This is a genomic window from Oceanimonas baumannii, from assembly GCF_002245495.1.
In the GTDB taxonomy this organism is placed as follows: domain Bacteria; phylum Pseudomonadota; class Gammaproteobacteria; order Enterobacterales; family Aeromonadaceae; genus Oceanimonas; species Oceanimonas baumannii.
Map to the genome: position 1 here is coordinate 1 of NZ_NQJF01000022.1, position 19,661 is coordinate 19,661.

General features: G+C 52.6%; 13 protein-coding genes and 1 pseudogene. 13 read left to right on the forward strand and 1 reads right to left on the reverse strand.

Features of this window, described 5'->3' with window-relative positions; all coding sequences use genetic code 11:
* From B6S09_RS17575 to B6S09_RS18365, 13 genes and pseudogenes are all read left to right on the forward strand, one after another.
* A partial coding sequence (locus tag B6S09_RS17575) for a type VI secretion system Vgr family protein (RefSeq protein ID WP_141201997.1) occupies nt 1-1,169 on the forward strand: 1,169 nt, incomplete at its 5' end.
* Nucleotides 1,166-4,546 (forward strand): toxin VasX, encoded by a 3,381-nt coding sequence (locus B6S09_RS17580; protein ID WP_094279788.1) that lies wholly within the window; start codon nt 1,166-1,168, stop codon nt 4,544-4,546. The genes B6S09_RS17575 and B6S09_RS17580, both read left to right, overlap by 4 nt.
* Complete coding sequence (locus B6S09_RS17585; protein WP_094279789.1) at nt 4,543-5,583, forward strand: hypothetical protein; 1,041 nt, start codon at nt 4,543-4,545, stop codon at nt 5,581-5,583. Before B6S09_RS17580 ends, B6S09_RS17585 begins: the two co-directional genes overlap by 4 nt.
* A gap of 27 nt (nt 5,584-5,610) precedes the next feature.
* Complete coding sequence (locus tag B6S09_RS17590) at nt 5,611-6,585, forward strand: hypothetical protein (protein WP_094279790.1); 975 nt, start codon at nt 5,611-5,613, stop codon at nt 6,583-6,585.
* Between the two features lie 167 nt (nt 6,586-6,752).
* Nucleotides 6,753-7,220 (forward strand): annotated as a pseudogene (locus B6S09_RS17595) (IS3 family transposase); the annotation flags it as partial.
* Nucleotides 7,221-7,370: 150 nt separating this feature from the next.
* Nucleotides 7,371-8,618 carry a hypothetical protein gene (locus B6S09_RS17600; protein ID WP_094279791.1) on the forward strand — a complete coding sequence of 416 codons (1,248 nt, stop codon included), beginning with the start codon at nt 7,371-7,373 and terminating at the stop codon, nt 8,616-8,618.
* Between the two features lie 5 nt (nt 8,619-8,623).
* Complete coding sequence (locus B6S09_RS17605) at nt 8,624-9,625, forward strand: type VI secretion system Vgr family protein (protein ID WP_094279792.1); 1,002 nt, start codon at nt 8,624-8,626, stop codon at nt 9,623-9,625.
* Nucleotides 9,622-13,005: a toxin VasX gene (locus B6S09_RS17610; RefSeq protein ID WP_094279793.1), complete on the forward strand. Its 3,384-nt coding sequence runs from the start codon at nt 9,622-9,624 to the stop codon at nt 13,003-13,005. The genes B6S09_RS17605 and B6S09_RS17610 overlap by 4 nt, the downstream gene beginning before the upstream one ends.
* A gap of 473 nt (nt 13,006-13,478) precedes the next feature.
* The gene (locus B6S09_RS17615; protein WP_208321802.1) at nt 13,479-14,201 is read left to right on the forward strand and encodes a hypothetical protein; all 723 of its coding nucleotides are present in this window, start codon (nt 13,479-13,481) and stop codon (nt 14,199-14,201) included.
* A 542-nt stretch (nt 14,202-14,743) separates the two neighbouring features.
* The gene (locus tag B6S09_RS17620; RefSeq protein ID WP_208321803.1) at nt 14,744-15,379 is read left to right on the forward strand and encodes a hypothetical protein; all 636 of its coding nucleotides are present in this window, start codon (nt 14,744-14,746) and stop codon (nt 15,377-15,379) included.
* A gap of 521 nt (nt 15,380-15,900) precedes the next feature.
* Nucleotides 15,901-16,557, forward strand: a complete 657-nt coding sequence (locus B6S09_RS17630) for a hypothetical protein (RefSeq protein WP_208321804.1) — start codon at nt 15,901-15,903, stop codon at nt 16,555-16,557.
* Between the two features lie 79 nt (nt 16,558-16,636).
* On the forward strand, nt 16,637-17,605 hold the full coding sequence (locus tag B6S09_RS17635; protein WP_208321805.1) for a hypothetical protein: 969 nt from the start codon (nt 16,637-16,639) through the stop codon (nt 17,603-17,605).
* Between the two features lie 27 nt (nt 17,606-17,632).
* Nucleotides 17,633-17,881 carry a hypothetical protein gene (locus B6S09_RS18365; protein ID WP_134114022.1) on the forward strand — a complete coding sequence of 83 codons (249 nt, stop codon included), beginning with the start codon at nt 17,633-17,635 and terminating at the stop codon, nt 17,879-17,881.
* A 297-nt stretch (nt 17,882-18,178) separates the two neighbouring features.
* Here the strand turns inward: B6S09_RS18365 and B6S09_RS17640 are convergent, their stop codons facing one another.
* Nucleotides 18,179-19,381, reverse strand: coding sequence for an IS4 family transposase (locus B6S09_RS17640; protein WP_094279796.1), 1,203 nt, complete (start codon nt 19,379-19,381; stop codon nt 18,179-18,181).
* Between the last annotated feature and the right edge of the window lie 280 nt (nt 19,382-19,661).

The following is a 19,661-nucleotide window of genomic DNA, read 5'->3' on the forward strand; positions in this document are numbered from 1 at the left end:
AGCCCCTTGAAGAGCACCCTAACGATGAGCACAACCAGCTGTGGCTGATGACCGAGCTCAGCTACCACGGCAAACAACCCCAGGTGCTGGGCGAGCTGACCGACAGCCAGAGTGAGTTTCACTGTGAATTTCAGGCATTACCCGAAGCCAGTGTGTATCGGCCCCCGTGCCCGCCCAAGCCGCAGGTGCCGGGCCAGCAAAGCGCCATGGTCACCGGCCCGGAAGGGGAAGAGATTTACTGTGATGAATACGGCCGGGTAAAAGTGCAGTTTTACTGGGACCGCGAAGGCCGGGGCGATGAAAACACCAGCACCTGGCTCAGGGTAAGTCAGGGCTGGGCCGGCAACGGCTATGGCCAGTTCATGCTGCCGCGGGTGGGCATGGAAGTGCTGGTGAGCTTTATTGACGGTGACCCGGACCGGCCGATTATTACCGGCTGTTTGTATAACGGGGCCAACCGGGTGCCCTATGCGCTGCCCGAGCACAAAACCCGCTCCACCTTTAAAACCGCCTCCAGCCCCGGCAGCGACAACGCCAACGAGCTGCGCTTTGAAGACAAGGCCGGCCAGGAGCAGGTTTACCTGCACGCGGCCAAGGACTACGACCAGCTGATTGACCACAACAAAAAGACCGAGGTGCTCAACGACCGGCACACCGACACTCACGGCCACCACTACCGCCGCACGCGGGGCGACCACCACCACACGGTGAACGGCACTCACCACAGCCGCACCGACGGCGACCGCCACGAGCAGGTGGGCGGCAGCCGCCACACCGAGCTGGGCAGCCAGGAGCTGCTCAAGGCCGGCAGAGAGATACACCTCTCCTCTGGCCACAAGGTAGTGCTGGACGCCGGTGCCGAGCTCACCCTCAAGGCCGGCGGCAGCATGATCAAGCTGGATCCGTCGGGCATTACCCTGCTCGGCCCGAATATCAGAATGAATTCCGGTGGCAGCCCGGGTAAAGGAACGGGGGCGGCTGCGCTCCCCCCCCAGAAACCACTTCCAACCGAAAATATAAAACCAGGGAAGGTTCCCGTCGGAGCATCTGCCTTTGCACCGGCAACCTCCGCTGGTCATGCCACCAGAAAAACAGAAATTATCGTGGATGTTCTGGGCGGTGGGGAGCCTGCTGCACAGGTGCGCTTGCTTAAAGGGAAAACATCATGATTACCGACCTTAAACAACTCAATGATGAAAGTATTGAGCACGGCAAGCGCAGACGGGTTGAATATGAAAACCATGAAGGGGGCGAACTGGCTCTCACCATTCCCAAACGGGAAGGCGGTGAGATTAAAATCACCCTGCTTGAGCATGCACAGATCACCGATGAGCAGTATGACGATTATCAGCTGAATACGCTGCTGCGTCTTCGTCCGCTGGCCGAAATGCCACCGAATGAACAATATGGCTCAGCTGGCATCGGCATACTTCGCAAAGGATACCTTTATGTATTCTTTCATGGCCGTTTGTGGCGTGAGCTGGAGGTTGATGAACATGGCCGCATGAGTGACGTAGACCTTGACCATTATCGTCAGTGCATGGCCGATGAGCAAAATGACAGACCCTCATCGGGCGTCTGGCTCGAGGATATTCTTGTACCTGTCATGCTGCAGGGCCGCAGTGTTATGCATGATGTGCGAGTCGGGTTCAGTGAAATAGCCTGGAGCTGGGCATATATTACCTGGCTGGAGCTGAACCCGGCCAAGCTGGAGCAGCGCGTTCAGCCTGTTGGCCATGCCAGTGCCGTTGTTTATAGCGACGAACTGCGTTTTGACAACGGCTTCCCGGCTCAAAAAGTATCAACCCTGCCTGAACTGCGTGCCCGTGAGCCGGCAGCCGAGCTGATGCTGGAAAATCCGTCAGAGCAATTCACTCTTGATTACACCAGCCCGGCAGCAAACTCATTATGCGGAAAGCTCCGCAGCAAGTGGCAATTTATTGCCGATAATGCCGCCAATGCCAAATCTACAGATGGGGCTCAGGAAGCAAATCAGGAAGAGCTGGTTTCACTGACCCAAATGCTGGAACATCAGGTTGAAGCCGGTACCGATGCCCTGGCAACACTTAAAACCCAAACAGGCGTGGCAGCGGTCAAAATAGCTGATCCTTTGTTTGTGTTACGCCATGCGCTAACGCAAATCAGGCTGAGTTTTCATTATCTCGATGCCATAGAAACTTCCCTTTCTTACAAACCTCTGGCTCATTCCGCCATGCTCCTGCGCCAAAGCCTGTTTGATCGCTCCGCAGCCAAAGAAAATGAGCATCAGGAAATGCTTATGCAGTTAAGGCAGGCGCTGGACAGAAAAAAACTCGATGACGTACTGGAGAACGAGGAACGCCGCCAGACCCTGGATCACATTAAAATACAGATCAACAAGCTGAGATCCTTGCTGGACAGTGGTGCGTTTGAAGCAACTTTGCGCGATTACGCCAGCCACCACCATCTGGGCGTTATCGAATCCTTTTCCCTTGCAGGGGCCTTGCTTCATACCCTGAAGCAGGTTCCCGAGACGGTCCGCAAGCATGGCTTTGATGACAATCTGGGTACCGGGGCCATCCTCACCGGTATTTTCAAAAACGCCGCCTTGATGGCGTTCTGGTCTCCTGAAGACGCCGAAGAGCTGATGCAACAGGATCTGCCACCAAAAGGTGAAATAGAACCAAACGATGGCAGTGGCCGGTTCAGGCCTAATTTTATTCGCTCGCTGGTAGAAAGCGGCGCCAGCCTCGATGAAAAAGCACTGGCAGCCCTGCAAATGGAGGGGCTGGCACTGCTCGCCAAACAGGAGTCAGCACGTCAGGGCGGCGATGATTCTGTGCAGAAAACCGGCAAGATAAGCAGCCTGATAAAAGCAGCCATTGAGGGCTGGAGTGGTGCAATTTTGGCCAGTGTTCAGTCACTGGAAAAAGAAGGAATGATTACCCGGATTGAACTACATCGCCTGTTCTCATGCCTTGGTGCCAGTTTAAAACACGTCTATCAGGAATTTTCCGGCTTGCGCCTGCTGGCCAGAGACAGGGTCAGCCTGCAGCAATATTCCATTATTGGCGTTCACGGTGATGGCCTGCGCTACGGTATGACCGATGCGGAGCTGGCAAGCAATCATTTAACAAAAAAAACTGACTTCCTTGTAGGCGACATACTGGAAGAGCACAACGGCACCACCAAGACAGCCGCCTCAACCAGCCCCACCACCATGCATCAGGCAGACGCCGGCCCCGTTATTAAAACATCCGGCTCTCACAGTGTATTTGTCATTCCGCCCGACCATAAGATGGCAAAAAAGTTAACGGCAACCAAAATCAATCTGGCTAACAATATTAATATCCGCATAAACAGTGAAGGGATTAGCAAAGTATTTTTGGGATTTGCACTTTATAATTTAGCCAGTGAATCAAAGATGCTTTTTAAGAGTTATAAAGAAGATAGGTCATTATGGCTTCAAGGTGCAAAGTGGTTTAACGCTATCATAGATTCGTTGGCGGCCTCAATGAAACTAACAGAAGTTATACTGGGAGATGATAATAAGCTTATTAAATATGGAATTCAGAGGCCCTTATTCACAGTAGAGAGAACCCCGCTGATTGGCAAACGGCTGGCTGCAGTGGGCGGTAATACTCTGGTAAAAACCGCAGCTCTAGTTAACTTCGCTGCAGGTAGTATTGGAGTAGGTATCAGCGCCTATGAAGTCGTTAACAGCCTTGATAATGCCGACTACGACGCCGCCTTTGCTCACTCTGTAGCCCTGGCCGGCGGCATGGTGTTTTTAAGTTCTCCGCTGCTGGCCACCTGCCTGGCCATTCCCGGCTGGGGCTGGGCCGTACTGGGCATGGGACTTATCCTGGGCGGAGGGGTATGGGCTGCATTTGCAACAGATGGTCCTCTTGAAAAGCATCTTAAACTGGGGCCACTGGGCATATCGCCAGATGCAAGCGAAGTACCGGATACAGACAATGACTACTACCCCCAACTGCTTAGTCTGATGTCACCTTTTACCATTAATGCCTGCCGTGTAGCCGATGCCCCAGCAGACAACAACGAACTCCAGACCTGGTTGCAGAATGCCAATCATCAACCCGACGATATGATGATCACCCTGAACTCACCGCTCATCAGTCAGTTCCCCAGCTGGAAATCCAATGGTATCACCATCACCGCCCAGGAGCTGAAATACAGCACCCTGGAAGCCTCGGGCACCCGGGCAAGCTTTCTTAGCGAGCAAACACCTTTGGTTAACCTCAAAAGCTCGGACTTTTTACCGGAGGACAATGCCATTCGCTTTGTGGTGGGCAAGCAGCTTAAAGGCGGAACGCACACCACTGCGTATTACCGGGAGACCTATCACCTCAGGCTAAGGGTATGTATTCAGGCTCGTATAAAATCCGAGCTGGGTGAGCATGTATTCCCTCAGCCTCTAAGTAAAAAGGATCTGCCTTACAACCCGGATAAACATGCATCGGCACCGGCCAAAAAAACGCATACCTATCACCCTGCACCTAACGAGCAGGCACCTTTCTGGTTTATCAAGGAAATTGACGTATGACCATTCAGCAATACCGGGGCAACGCCATCCCCCCGCTGCCCGCCGCTCCCAAAAGCCGCCATCGGTCCATGCAAACGCTGATGGGATTTGGGGATTACGCCAGTCTGGATCCCAACACCATGCAGCAGGAAGATGCCGACTCGGTGCAATATGCCGAAACCCAGGACAAGGAGTTCTATAAAAAGGACTGGTGGTGGGATCACCAGCGCATACGATTTTTAAATGATGGCGGCATGATTAAACTGATATTATTTATCATCCCTGGATTGATATGGATTTTATTTAATGCAGCAGGATTTTTCCTAATCATTGACTTCTTTGAAGATACAGACTTTTCAGCTGAAGTTTTCTTTTTATTGATAACTTTTTATTTTCTAATATGGATTACACTTCTTGTAATCTCTTTTCCAGTTATTTTTTATGGTTCCTTCAAAATTTTTGAAACACTTTCAAAACCATTTCATAAACAGGTGGAATCCGGCCTGGATCGGGCACTGGAGAAAAAATGCAGTGAGTTTAATCGCACCGATGGCATGGTGCGGCTGGCGGTATCCGCTAAAGAGAAATTTGAAGCACCCTTTATCGAGTTTGATCCCTACATTGAAAGCGTGGTGCAAAGCGGCGGTATGTATTACCGGCTGATGCTGGTGCATCGCTACACCGGCAAGACCTTCACCAAAATCAACCTCACCGGGCTGAGCGCCACGCAACACGAGGTCTTTGCCCTGTGGGACATGCTGCAGCGCTTTATGGACGTGACTCAGCCCCTGCCCGATATGCCTAGACTGGAGCCTTTCCGGCATCTGGATCCGCTTACCGCCGAGCACGACCAAAACACCGGCCGCCATCCCCGCTTCTGGCGCGACCTGGATCTTAAAGCCTGGGGTGATAATGAAGGCGCAAAGCGGGCCAAAGCCCAGCGAGCCTTTGAATGGAACAAGCTGAAGTGCCAGCTTACACCCCAGCTTGGCAAGATCAGCATGGAAGAGTACCGGGCTGCCACTATAAAAAACATTAACGCCCGGGCACCCTCTTAAATAAACAGTAAACCTTAACTGCCTATTATGATGAACTACTACACCCACACCGCCTATCGTTCCGATAATATTCCCGACCTGCCCCCGCCACCGGCCGGTAACAGCGGCTTCTGGGCCCAGATGGGCTTGCGTGCAGGCCGCAAGCTTCAATACAACAACAAGGAGGTGTTACAGACCGATCTGGCGCTGCGCTGGAAGCCGTCCGAGATCAGGGCTCAGGAGCAAGAGCCTGCCTCATCCATGCTGGATAATTTCTGTACTCATGAGCGGATCAGTACCGTACAGCCGCCCTTCTGGTTCAGGCTGATTATTTTTCTGGAAAAGTTTGCTCGCTGGGGTATTGGACCAATAATAATTGTTATGTTCTTAGTAGAAATCACAATATATTCTTTAAATATGCTTCCTAATGTTGACAAGTATAACACTCTGTCCATCAAAACATTTCAAGTTACCATAACTTTTATTTTAATAGCATTTACTTGCGCACTCCCTGCTTATATTATCGGCGAAGTCTTTCCCCGATTAAATATAAAGCTCAACGCATTTCCCGTATTTGAACTTAATCGCCGCACCGGCATGGTCACTGTGTACCGTAAAGGAAAGTTATATTACAGTCATCCTTTTGTTGAGTTTGATGCCTATCTCGGCACCCTGGCCGACCATCAGGGCTCTCCCCATTACTTTATGAACCTGGTGCACCGCTATCATCAATATGACCGCGCCTGTGGCCTGAGTGATCTGACCTCACGCATTTATCGGGAAGACAACATCTACACCCTCTGGCCCATGATCCAGCAATATATGGATGTCACCCGCCCCCTGCCCGACATGCTGTTTCTCGAGCCCTATCGGCAGCTGGACCCCACCACCAAAGCCCATGATGCCGCCACCGGCCGGCCCGAGCGCTACTGGCGTGATATGAGTGACGAGGAATACGAGCGTATTATTCATCAACAAGACGCCGAGCAACGCAAAGCGCTTAAACGAGACGGCCTGCGATAATGAGTTATTACACCCACACTGCCTATCGCTCCGACAAGATTCCCGACCTGCCCCCGGCACCGGCCGGCAACAGCAGCTTCTGGGCTCAGATGGGCTTGCGTGCTGGTCCAGCCGGGCATCGGCCGGCAGCCGCACCTTGATGCTGATGATGCGAGAACAAGGCCATCAGGTGGGCCGGTAGCCGCTGGTGTTATCTGGCCACCATCATGGATCTGTACTGCCGTCGGGTGGCTGGCTGGGCACTCTCCCATAGACCGGATGCCGAGCTGGCAGCCAGGGCGTTGGACATGGCTTACGAGCAACGGGGAAGACCATCAGGGCTGTTGTTCCATTCGGATCAGGGCAGCCAATATGTGAGCCGTTTGTTCAGGCAACGGCTGTGGCGTTACCGCATTACACAGAGCATGAGCCGTCGGGGTAATTGCTGGGACACTGCCCCGATGGAAAGACTGTTCCGCAGCCTGAAAACGGAATGGGTGCCAGCGACCGGCTATCCGTCCATAGCCGACGCCAGAAGAGATATCAGCGATTACCTGATGAACTACTACAACCGGCAACGTCCTCATCAATACAATGACGGATTGCCACCGGTTCAGGCCGAATATCGGTCTAATTTACTGTCCGGGATTAGTTGACCACTACAGTTCAGACGAAACTCCTAATATATTGGCATTCAATCTGCTGGAAGAGCCCGGCTGGGTAAGCACGGTCAGAGACTGGCTGTCGATTCCCGATAGTTGGGGGAAAATGCCCTCATCCTCACTCACCCCCTGGAGCTTATAATCATGCAGTCAGACAGCAGTCTCTTAAAGTGTGGCGAGACTACCACCAGTAACCAGGTTGAAAGACTAGGCCTTTCACCTCTACCCATTACTACCGGTAGAAAGCCCATTGCGGTTAGTCAGTTCATTACGACCACTGAGTCCGGTTTATTAAAGATAAGATTGGTTAATGCCGATGTGCACCTGACACAGATGTTTCTGGTACAGTTTTCCATTATGAGCAGTATGATTGTATTGTTTTGGTTGAACGTAGGGGAGACATGGATAGCAGCCCTTCCTATATTTGGCTTTGGTACACTTTGCTTTTTCACCATGTACTACATTTCATTTAAAGATAACAACCAGGCGTTAGCTAATAGTCCACCTATTTTACTTCACCCACAAAAACAACAAATATTGCTGGCAAAATCACCCTCCGAACTCCCCATACCTACACCTCCTGCAGTAATAGAAGACAATAAACTAATGCTCTTAACTATAGTGGCATTTTCTGGCCTTTCATCGAGCCTCACATTTCTAATTATGGACTTTGATAAATTTAACAATGGGAATTTTGACGGGTTATCTTCAGTTATTATCCCTCTAACGCTTGGTTCTCCCTGCGCCTTATTCGCCCTCAAACCTTGGCTGACCTATTTTAAAGCTCGTCGACACTATAACGGCAATCAGGTTATTTTGGGTGTTCCTTGGGAGTCACTCTCAATAGAGTATCAACGCCATGATGGCATGAACCAGTGGGGTACCATCAGCCTACAAAATATAACTTTCACCGCACCTGCAGAATACGGTAACAATGTAGGATTTAGTCTACCGGTATATTCAAAGGAAGAAGCACTTTCGTTATTTGAACTCATACGCGACTACATGGAAAACGGAGCGGAAGGCATTGAGCACACCGCTGCAAACAATATAAAAACCAGCAGTGCCAGCTACAGTCGTGCTGGCTATCGCTGCTTGATCCTGAAACGCATGCGTAAGACCCCTTTGATATACCCTTTTTGGAGGCTCCTCAATATCGTTACCTTGCGCTATGTCTCTCATTGGTATCTGGAGTACCAGATAGATACCTTGCAACAAAAAGCACTCGACCGAGACGATGTGAAAGCCTGGCTTGCGCCTCTGCCAAAAGAACAATGGGTGGCCCAATCTGCTGAACTGACCAGGGCCAATACCCAGGCCCGCGCTCTATATAAAACGGGTGTGAGATGGGAAGACGAAGCAATGCAACGTCTGATTAAACAGTACACTTAACCCAAGTGCCCGGCCAGCAAAGCGCCATCGTCACCGGCCCGCAAGGCGAAGAGATTTACTGTGATGAATACGGCCGGGTAAAAGTGCAGTTCTATTGGGACCGCCAGGGCCGGGGCGATGAAAACACCAGCACCTGGCTCAGAGTGAGTCAGGGCTGGGCCGGCAACGGCTATGGCCAGTTCATGCTGCCCCGAGTGGGCATGGAAGTGCTGGTGAGCTTTATAGATGGTGACCCGGACCGGCCCATTATTACCGGCTGTTTGTATAACGGGGCCAACCGGGTGCCCTATGCGCTGCCCGAGCACAAAACCCGCTCCACCTTTAAAACCGCCTCCAGCCCCCGTAGTTCAGGAGAGAGCAGTGCCAACGCCAACGAGCTGCGCTTTGAAGACAAGGCCGGCCAGGAGCAGATTTACCTGCATGCGGCCAAGGACTACGACCAGCTGATTGACCACAACAAAAAGACCGAGGTGCTCAACGACCGGCACACCGACACCCACGGTACTCACTACGGCCGCACCCGGGGCGACCATCACCACACGGTGAACGGCACTCACTACAGCCGTACCGACGGCGACCGGCACGAGCAGGTGGGCGGCAGCCGCCACACCGAGCTGGGCAGCCAGGAGCTGCTCAAGGCCGGCAGAGAGATACACCTCTCCTCTGGCCACAAGGTAGTGCTGGACGCCGGTGCCGAGCTCACTCTCAAGGCCGGCGGCAGCATGATCAAACTGGACCCGGCCGGTATTACCCTGCTCGGCCCGAATATCAAGATGAATTCCGGTGGCAGCCCGGGTAAGGGTGCGGGAGCGGCTGCCGCTATTGCTGCACTTCCCGATGAGGTGGAAGAAATCATTGCAGCCAAGAAGATGCTGAAAGCCAAGCCTAATGGCCCTTCGCATCCCCCCAAGGTATCCACCGGCCCGGAGGAGCTGATTGTAGATGTATGGGGTGATCCCGGTATGGGGGCGCAAGTCACGATTGAGAAACCGGAGTCGTCACAATGAGCAGCTTCAATGACCAGACCATAGAGGAAGGTGTTCGAAAACGCACCGAGTATGAAAACCCGCGCCGTGCAACCCTGGCGCTAACCATACAACGCACCGATGGTGGTGAGCTCAAAATCCCCCTGCTCTTTGAGGCAAAAACCACGCAGGAAGAAAGCGACATACAGCAGAACACTCTGCTGGCCATCTTACCCATGGCAAGGCTTCCCGGAGAACGAGATCTGGGCTCTACTCCCAAGGGGGCTCTGCTGCGTGCCGGCAGGTTGTATGTATTTTACAAAAACCGACTCTGGCGAGAGCTTGAAACCGATGGGACCGGTAACCTGTCGGAAATAGACTTCGCTCACTGGCGTAAACAGGCCGACCAGAACAGTCCGGCGGATGAGCGCCCGCCTGTAGGGGTACCCATGCAGGTTGTGCTGGTTCCCACCATGCTGCATGGGCAGGCTGTTGGCAATGATGTAATGATGGCCTACAGCGAACAGCCCTGGACCTGGGAGTATATTGAGTGGCTGGAAGCGGATGCTCAGCGCATAGAGACGCGTTGCAGCCATATCAACCCGGCCTGGGCGGCAGCCTACTCAAGCAGAACCAACAAAACTCATGACATTTCAATATGGACCGCCAGTGATGTGTATCCCGCCATTCCGATTGACGCCGACGCTCCCGGAATGCGGGCCAGAGACTTAAGTGTGGAAACCGCGCTGGAAGAGGCCGCCGACTTTACACCGGACTTCGCTCATTTCACGGAAGATACTCTGGTGGGACGCACTCACCAGCTAAAAACTGAACTCATTGATGCCTTAAAGCGCAAACAAGATACGGCAGAAAAACCAGAACGTTCGAATAATCCAGACGACAACGCTCTTGTCATTGACCCGGCGACCACGGTAGAAGCCCTGCCCGACGTCTCGGCGGGTGAAGATGTATTGGCCAAACATAATATGCGGGCCTACCCCATGATGGCCGGGCTGATGCTTGAGGATCCGCTGTTTGAATTGCGCCACGCTGTTGCTCAGACCCAACACGCTCAGGAGCGACTTCAGGTGCTTAACGCGCTGATTCCCCATCAACATAACGGTGAATATGCGCACCTGCTTTACACCACAGTGATGCAGCGAGGTGAGCACGAGCTGGCCCAGTACCAGCACCTCATCAATAAAAGCGAGCTGGATGTCACCATTTTCGCCCATGAACGCCGGGAGATTCGCAATTATCTCAAGCGTCAGCTCAAGCGCATGATGCGGCTTGTGAATGCCCCTGCCGGCCTGCCCGCCGTGATAAACGACTGGGTATTCACGGAAGACGAGCGCTTGTTTGAGCCTTTTTCGCTGTTGGCGGAAGTGCTCAATACCCTGGCCATATTGCCCTCAGCCGCCGATGCGCTCTGTACCCTGCCTGATATCGAGCTGGAGTCCGAAATAAACCAATTAACCACCCGCTTGCTGCTGGGCGAGCATACAATGACCCGGCAACTGATAGCCACGAAGCAGGCCGGCAACCCGCAAGCCGTAAAACGGCTGCTGGTCTTGCTGCAAACAGACCGGGCCCCTGATCCCGACAAGATCGGCACCAGTACCCTGCTCCACCTGATTGACCCGCCGGGGGCCACTCCCGACAACGTGCTCACCTACCGGGGCATCTGGTCGATGGCCGATGATTTGTTTAATACCTTTATCACCGGCGTGTCGGCTCATATCGCTCGTATGCACGACCAGCTTGAAGTGATTGTGCTGCAGCGAATATTTTCCAGCAGTTTTAACACGCTTCATCAGCTGGTACATAACTGGCAAGGCATAGAGTTGGTCAGCCAGGCTGAGGCCAAAGCTCGGGGCCTGGTGATCCTGGGGGTATACGGTGGCGGCCTGCGCAATGGGCTTACGCCGGATGAACGCCAGCGGCTCACCCGCAACAATTATCAGTATGCCAATTTGCTGAATGAAACGGATGAGCGGATTGGCTCTACCAGCCCACGCCAGGCAGGCAGCCACCAGAAACTGGACTCGGTGAAAGTGGTGGCAGTGCCCAAAGATCATCCGGAAGCCGACAAAATAGCGCGCTGGAAATATAACCTGCACCGCAAGCTCAATGGTGCACTGGATACACCTGCTATTCCTGCCATTGCCTTTGGTTTTGCGCTCTATAACCTGCATGTAAATATGGCGGCCATTAAGGATTTACAGCGCGAGGGAGCAGACATAAGAGCAGAAATAGGCGCATTCTCCGCTCTTATGGACTTAAGCGTCGCTTCAGCAAGCCTGTACAGCGCCTTGGCGGGGGATTCCTCCTGGCTGGTAAGAATCATAACCGAACCCAGAATTTCAGTTGGCCACATATCAAAAGGCTGGGCCAGAAACCTGGAGAAGCAGACCGGCTCTTCTCGGCTGCCTTTGCTCAGAGCCGCATCCGGTGGCGCCATGATAGTAACCAGCGTCGTTACAGCCTGGGATGCCACACGCGCCTGGCAACAGGGTGACCAGAATGCGGCCCTTGCCTATGGGGTTTCTGCTGCAGGTGGAGCGGTATGGACGGCATCCATTCTGGGCATGGCCATCAATCCGCTGGCGCTGGTGGCCGGTGCCGTGCTGTTTATTGGCGGCTCCATACTCGGCGCCCTGCTTACCGACTCCGATATTGAAGTTCTTATGAAAAATGGCCCCTTTGGCAAAAACTTTTCTGATCCCAATGCGGAAGACCAGGATGAACGCTTTACCTACTTACAAAATCAACAACAGGCGTATACACAGCTTCAGGGAGTGCTGGGGCAGCCTCAGTTGCAGGTACAGCGTTATCAAGACTGGTGCGTTTCGGCCCCGGCACCCTTAGTGCAACGGTTAGATAAAATACAGGCCGAACGCATGCAACATTCAGGATTACGTAATTATCACCCGTCCTGTGTCTCTCCCGAAATACAGCCTTTCAGCGATGAAGACTGGGTTGTCATTATTCGCTCCCCCTTACTGGCCATGTTCAGGGGCGAGCGGGATTTTCGCTTATACGCAACCGAGCGACAATCCGTGCTTAGACTGACCGGTGCCTTTAATGCACCGCGCGTTTCATATCATGATATTGTCACCGCCAAGCTGCAGGCACTGCCGCTGGATAGCGCTAGTGTGCTCTACATTCTCCCCCATCAGCTGCCTCACGCCGAGTTGAGCCCCCTTGCCCGTCACCGGAAGAAAGTACAGCAGGGCCTGAGAATTCGCGGCCAGTTTCACCTCAGCCAGCAAGGCAATAGTGACCAGACGCTGGTGCTGCCCCAGCCCAACCCCAAGCGCTGGCGGGCCTATACCGCCCAGGACCGGCGTGTGCCGCCGGTAAACATTGATAAAAGTGATGCCCCCTACTGGTTTATTGAACACAAGGACTTCGACGCCTGATGACTCATTCTGATAACACAGCGCCCTCCGCCTTTAACAGCACAAATCTGCCGGCCTTGCCGCCGGCATCAACAGAGCATCAAAGCCGCCTTTACAGCACTCTAAATATTCCCTTGTTCTGGGGAGACTATACAAATCTGGACTCGGCAACCGAACTGGAGTTGGATTTTGAAATGGAGCGGGAACTGACCAACCATGAGCATGATAGTACCAGAAGCATTAATAATGAAAGGTGGGCCTTTCAACATGATAATAAATGGGCTCATTTTCTATACATATTTCAACTATTATCATCTGGGTTTATCCCAATGTTTTTCTTGACAACATTAACTGTAGAATTAAAAGCCAACATTATTCTATCAGGATCCATCATTGCATTTATGGCACTCGGAAATTTATCAGCATTCATGATGACCAGACCGCTATACCATATATCTTTTATGCTACTAACGGGGGTTGTTACTGCTGCCACATTGATTTGGAAACAACAAACCCTGTGGGGCTTCTGGCAGGGCCATTCCTTTTTTATTACCGGTTGTGTTTTATTCTTTCTGGCGGTGATTGGCTGTGAGTTATTATTATTCCTGCATGCTTATTTTTACCAACACGATGGCAGCCAGTTTAACCGCCGCACCGGCATGGTGCACCTGGCCGGCAAGCGCTGGCGCAAACCTTTTGTGGCCCCCTTTTACGAGTTCGATCCTGTGATGCAGGTACAGGTTATGCCCCATGGTCAGCGCGATTATGTGCTCTGGCTTTATCATCGCTACACCGACAAGAAGGTGTGCCTGGCCAACCGGATACACAGCCTGGGGCTGGATCAGAACAACCTGCGCGCCTTCTGGGATACCCTGCAACGCTATATGGACGTCAGCCAGCCGCTGCCGGACTTGCCCGTGCTGGAGCCCTGCCGCCAGCAGGATCCGGTCACCGCCGCTTATGATCAGGCACAAAACCGCCCGCCCCGTTACTGGCGGGACATGAGCGAACGCCGCTTTAAACAGGAAGTATTGCCCCGATTGCGGGAACAACTGCGCAACGCCAGCTGGCCCAGCGGCCCCGGCCTGATTGCCGCACACACCGACCCGACCTTAAGCGTGGCCGACTACTACCGCGCCCAGCAGGCCCGCGGCATACACGCCACTCCCCAACCGCAAGCGTTTGAACACACACATTCGCAAGCTGCCGTTGAGTAAACATGACTCTCTCTGCCTTTAACAGCGCGAAACTGCCGGCCTTGCCGCCGGCATCAACAGAGCATCAAAGCCGCCTTTACAGCGCACTGAATATTCCCTTGTTCTGGGGAGACTATACAAATCTGGACTCGGCAACCGAGCTGGAGCTGGATTTTAAAATGGAACAGGAACTGGCCAAAGATGATCAGGATGGTTCCAGAAGCATGAATGCGGAAAGGTGGAACTTTCAGTACGATAATAAGTGGGCTCATTTTTTATTTATTTTTCAGTTATTGTCGTCTGGTTTTATCCCGTTTTTTGTTTTTTCAGCATTTGATAGCACTACAACAGGAAATTTTTTTTTAGATATATTAGTAGTCTCATCCGCCTTGCTTTCACTGGGACTATTTATGACCGCCAAGGCAAAGTATTACATAATCTTCTTAACCCTAATTGTGCTTATCAACGCGGGCCTATTAGCTTGGCATAAGCAAACTCTATGGGGTTTCTGGCTCGGCCACTCATTTTTCATCACCGGTTGTATTTTATACTTTCTGGCGGTGGTGGGTTGTAACCTGTTACTGACACTGCATGCCCGCTTTTTTAAACACGATGGCAGTCAGTTTAACCGCCGCACCGGCATGGTACACCTGGCCGGCAAGCGCTGGCGCAAACCCTTTGTCGCCCCCTTTTATGAGTTCGATCCGGTGATGCAGGTGCAGGTTATGCCCCATGGCCAACGCGATTATGTGCTCTGGCTTTATCACCGCTATACCGATAAAAAGGTCTGCCTGGCCAACCGGATACACAGCCTGGGGCTGGATCAGAACAACCTGCGCGCTTTCTGGGATACCCTGCAACGCTATATGGACGTCAGCCAGCCGCTGCCGGACTTGCCGGTGCTGGAGCCCTGCCGCCAGCAGGATCCGGTCACCGCCGCTTATGACCGAGCACAAAACCGCCCGCCCCGCTACTGGCGCGACATGAGCGAACGCCGCTTTAAACAGGAAGTATTGCCCCAATTGCGGGAACAACTGCGCAACGCCAGCTGGCCCAGTGCCCCCGGCCTGATTGCCGCCCATACCGACTCAAGCTTAAGCGTGGCCGACTACTACCGAGCCCAGCAGGCCCGTGGCATACACGCCACGCCCCAACCGGAAGCGTTTGAAAACACACATCCGCAAGCAGCCGTTGAGTAAACATGACACTCTCAGCCTTTAACAGCGCGAAGCTGCCGGCCTTGCCGCCGGCATCAACAGAGCACCAAAACCGCCTTTACAGCGCACTGAATATTCCTCTGTTCTGGGGAGACTGCACAAATCTGGACTCGGCAACCGAGCTGGAGCTGGATTTTAAAATAGAACAGGAACTGGTCAAAGATGAGCAGGATAGTACCAGAAGCATGAATGCTGAAAAGTGGTCCTTTCAATATAACAATAGATGGGCTCATTTCTTGTTTATTAGCAGATTAATGTCAGCTTTCATGTCTGTAGTTTTATGGCACCTGACTTTTAGCGCAGTAATACAGGGTGGACTATTAATGACAGCTATTGGTGTACTACTCAGCCTGACTGCATTGACACTATTTATGACTACTAGGCCAAGTTATCATATAAGTTTTTTAACTCTACTCGGTCTTATTACTACTGGCGTAGTAGCTTGGAATCAACAAACCCTGTGGGGTTTCTGGCAAGGCAATCCCTTTTTTATTGCCGGTTGTGTGTTATTTTTCCTGGCGGTGATTGGCTGCGACTTGCTGCTGGCACTCCATGCCCGCTTTTTTAAACACGACGGCAGTCAGTTTAACCGCCGTACCGGCATGGTGCACCTCGCCGGCAAGCGCTGGCGCAAACCTTTTGTGGCCCCCTTTTACGAGTTCGATCCGGTGATGCAGGTGCAGGTCATGCCCCATGGTCAGCGCGATTATGTGCTCTGGCTTTATCATCGCTACACCGATAAAAAGGTCTGTCTGGCCAACCGTATACACAGCCTGGGGCTGGATCAGAACAACCTGCGTGCCTTCTGGGATACCCTGCAACGCTATATGGACGTCAGCCAGCCGCTGCCGGACTTGCCCGTGCTGGAGCCCTGCCGCCAGCAGGATCCGGTCACCGCCGCTTATGATCAGGCACAAAACCGCCCGCCCCGTTACTGGCGCGACATGAGCGAACGCCGCTTTAAACAAGAAGTCTTGCCCCGATTGCGGGAACAACTGCGCAACGCCAGCTGGCCCAGTGCCCCCGGCCTGATTGCCGCACACACCGACTCAAGCTTAAGCGTGTCTGACTACTACCGCGCCCAGCAGGCCCGTGGCATACACGCCACCCCACAACCACAAGCGTTTGAACGCGCTCACCCGCAAACTGCCGTTGAATAAATCACTCATGAACAAAACACCTTACCGGGGCAATGCCATTCCCCCGCTGCCCGCTGCTCCCAAAAGCCGCCATCGGTCCATGCAAACGCTGATGGGCTTTGGGGATTACGCCGGTTTGGATCCCAACACCATGCAGCAAGAAGATGCCGACTCGGTGCAATATGCCGAAGCTCAGGACAAGGAGTTCTATAAAAAGGACTGGTGGTGGGATCACCAGCGCATACGATTTTTAAATGATGGCGGTATGATAAAGCTGATGTTATTTATCATCCCTGGACTTATTTGGCTTTCATTTAATGCCTTATCCCTCCTTTCAACAAATTTACTCTTAGAAAACTATGAATTACCTGCTGACCTCGTCGTTTTCATCCTCATCATTTTCTCTTTCATATGGTTAGCATTAGCGATAGTTTCCTTCCCATTAATATTCAATGGTTTTTTCAAGGTCTGTGAAGTACTTTCCAAACCATTTCATAAACAGGTGGAAGCCGGTCTGGATCGGGCACTGGATAAAAAATGCAGTGAGTTCAATCGCACCGATGGCATGGTACGGCTGGCGGTATCCGCCAAAGAGAAATTTGAAGCGCCCTTTATCGAGTTTGATCCCTACATTGAAAGTGTGGTGCAAAGCGGCGGCGTGTATTACCGGCTGATGCTGGTGCACCGTTACACCGGCAAGACCTTCACCAAAATCAACCTCACCGGCCTGAGCGCCACGCAACACGAGATCTTTGCGCTGTGGGACATGCTGCAGCGCTTTATGGACGTGACTCAGCCCCTGCCCGATATGCCCAGGCTTGAGCCTTTCCGGCATATGGACCCGCTTACCGCCGAGCACGACCGCAACACCGGCCGCCATCCCCGCTTCTGGCGTGACCTGGACCTTAAAGCCTGGGGTGATAATGAAGGCGCAAAGCGGGCCAAAGCCCAGCGAGCCTTTGAGTGGAACAAGCTGAAGTGCCAGCTTACGCCCCAGCTTGGCAGAATCAGCATGGAAGAGTACCGGGCTGCCACTATAAAAAACATTAACGCCCGGGCACCCTCTTAAATAAACAGTAAACCTTAACTGCCTATTATGATGAACTACTACACCCACACCGCCTATCGCTCCGATAATACTCCCGAACAACCACCAGCCCCCGAGCGTACGCTGAAAGACAAGCTCGGCCTGCGCGCCGGCGAGCGACTCCCTCACGACGAGCGTGAAGTTGTTCAGCTGGAATACGCTTATAACGCCTCTCCATCTCAAGCAGCTGAGAGAAAAAAGAGCAAAATGCCGGCACCGCTAAATATGAGGACTTCTGGAATCAAGAACGCCTGCTGAAAGTAACCTTTCCTTGGTGGATTAATGCCGCGGTGCTATTATCCGGGATCGCAACATGGGGGGGGGCTGCTATTAATAACATCTGTACTAATTAGATTGTTTTCTCACTTTGATTATGGAATTGAAAATAACATCCCTTTTTGGTCCTTTGAAGGATGGTATTTTCCTATTTGGACTGCAATTGGTATAGCTATAGCCATGTTACCGGCCGCGTTGATTAATTTATTAGTCGACAGGCTAGATATTGATATTGCGACCCGCCGGGTCTTCGAGCTGAACCGGCGCTGGAGGATCCCCTCATAATTCGGAGCTCCCCGCGTGATGAGCCAGGCGCATTAACTCCAGTCTGGCCCAGTACAGCATCTGTTCAGTGATACGATAGTGTGGCCGCTTTCGGATCTCTTTACCGAGCCGGACTGATGACAGCACGGCCCTGTGTCGAATGGTGTTGGCCTGAAAGTGACGCTGCCAACCCACCTGCTGAGCAGCAAGACCGAACCACCACAGGATGATTTCAGCCAGCAAGGCGATGAGCAGCAGGATATCGTAGCGCCGTGGACAACGTGTTCGGCTGTGCCGAAGACCAAATCCGTACTGAGGACTTTTCAGATCCCGGAATGATTCTTCTATCTGCATCCTTCTGGCATAAAGCTTCACCACCTTTGCCGCACTGAACAGCGTTGACGGAAGGTTGGTCGCCAGCAACCAAGGCTCTTTGCTGCCTTTGGGATATTCTCGTTGCGCAGTGTGCTTGTTGCCTGAACGGGCAGTACGCCGATCTTTTCTTCCCTTGGCATCGCTTTTATACAAGTACAGGTCGCAGCGAATGGGAGATTTTCTGGCCAGCTTTGCTGGCCCGATAAAACGAGGTGTTTGGTTGGCATCGGAATACAGGGTTTTGTTGGAGCGCCACTGCTCCAGACCAGCTGGAGTAAAAGCCACATCACCGCGTACTCGCCCCAGCCAGTACCAGCCGTAGGAAGCCACTTCGCGAAACCAGGTATTGCGATAGCCTGCGTCGGTGATCAGTAAAGGGGCGGCCCCCGACGGCAGGATACTGGCCAGCTCATGCAAAAAGCGGTTGTGACTGCGCGGCGAGTTATAATCTTCCCAGGCAAATGCGCGCTCATAGAGCGTGATGGAACGGCCTTTGAGTACGATGGCTGCCCTGAGCGTCATATGCCGGAGTTGTTCACGAACATCAGACCAATCGATAAGGATGACCGGCATGGGGTTGAGTCCGCACAGATTTCTTGCATGCCAGCGGTATAGGGCTAATCGTTCGCGATGAAGACCCGCATTTCCCAGCAGACGATCAATCCGTTTGATGGAATGTTTGGTGGCGGTTTTCCCGGCGATATGACGGCCCAGCCCGGTCAGAGACAGAGTATCTCCTTCCAGAAGAGCAGAAGTAGCAGCCATGAGTGAATTAAGCCGCTTTTTATGTATTTCCGGGCAGTGTTGGGCCAGCAATTCTTGTAGGATATGAACATCGCGCATCCTGCATTCTCCTCATAGGGGCGTTGAGAACTAATGTGTTTTTGGCGAAATTCATTAGATCAAACGGCAGGGTGCGCGTCTACCTCCAGGGCAAGATCATGAAAAACCCTTGCGTGGCAAGGCTTTCAGCGGGGTAAAAATGAAAACATTAGTAGCCACTTTTTACACCGGAACGCGCGTTTTCTGAAGAAAAATGTCGATTTTCGAGGATCGCTTTGACGATCAGATCTCACTGTGATCATATGCTGTCTTTTGAACAGCAGCTTATCACTATGAATGG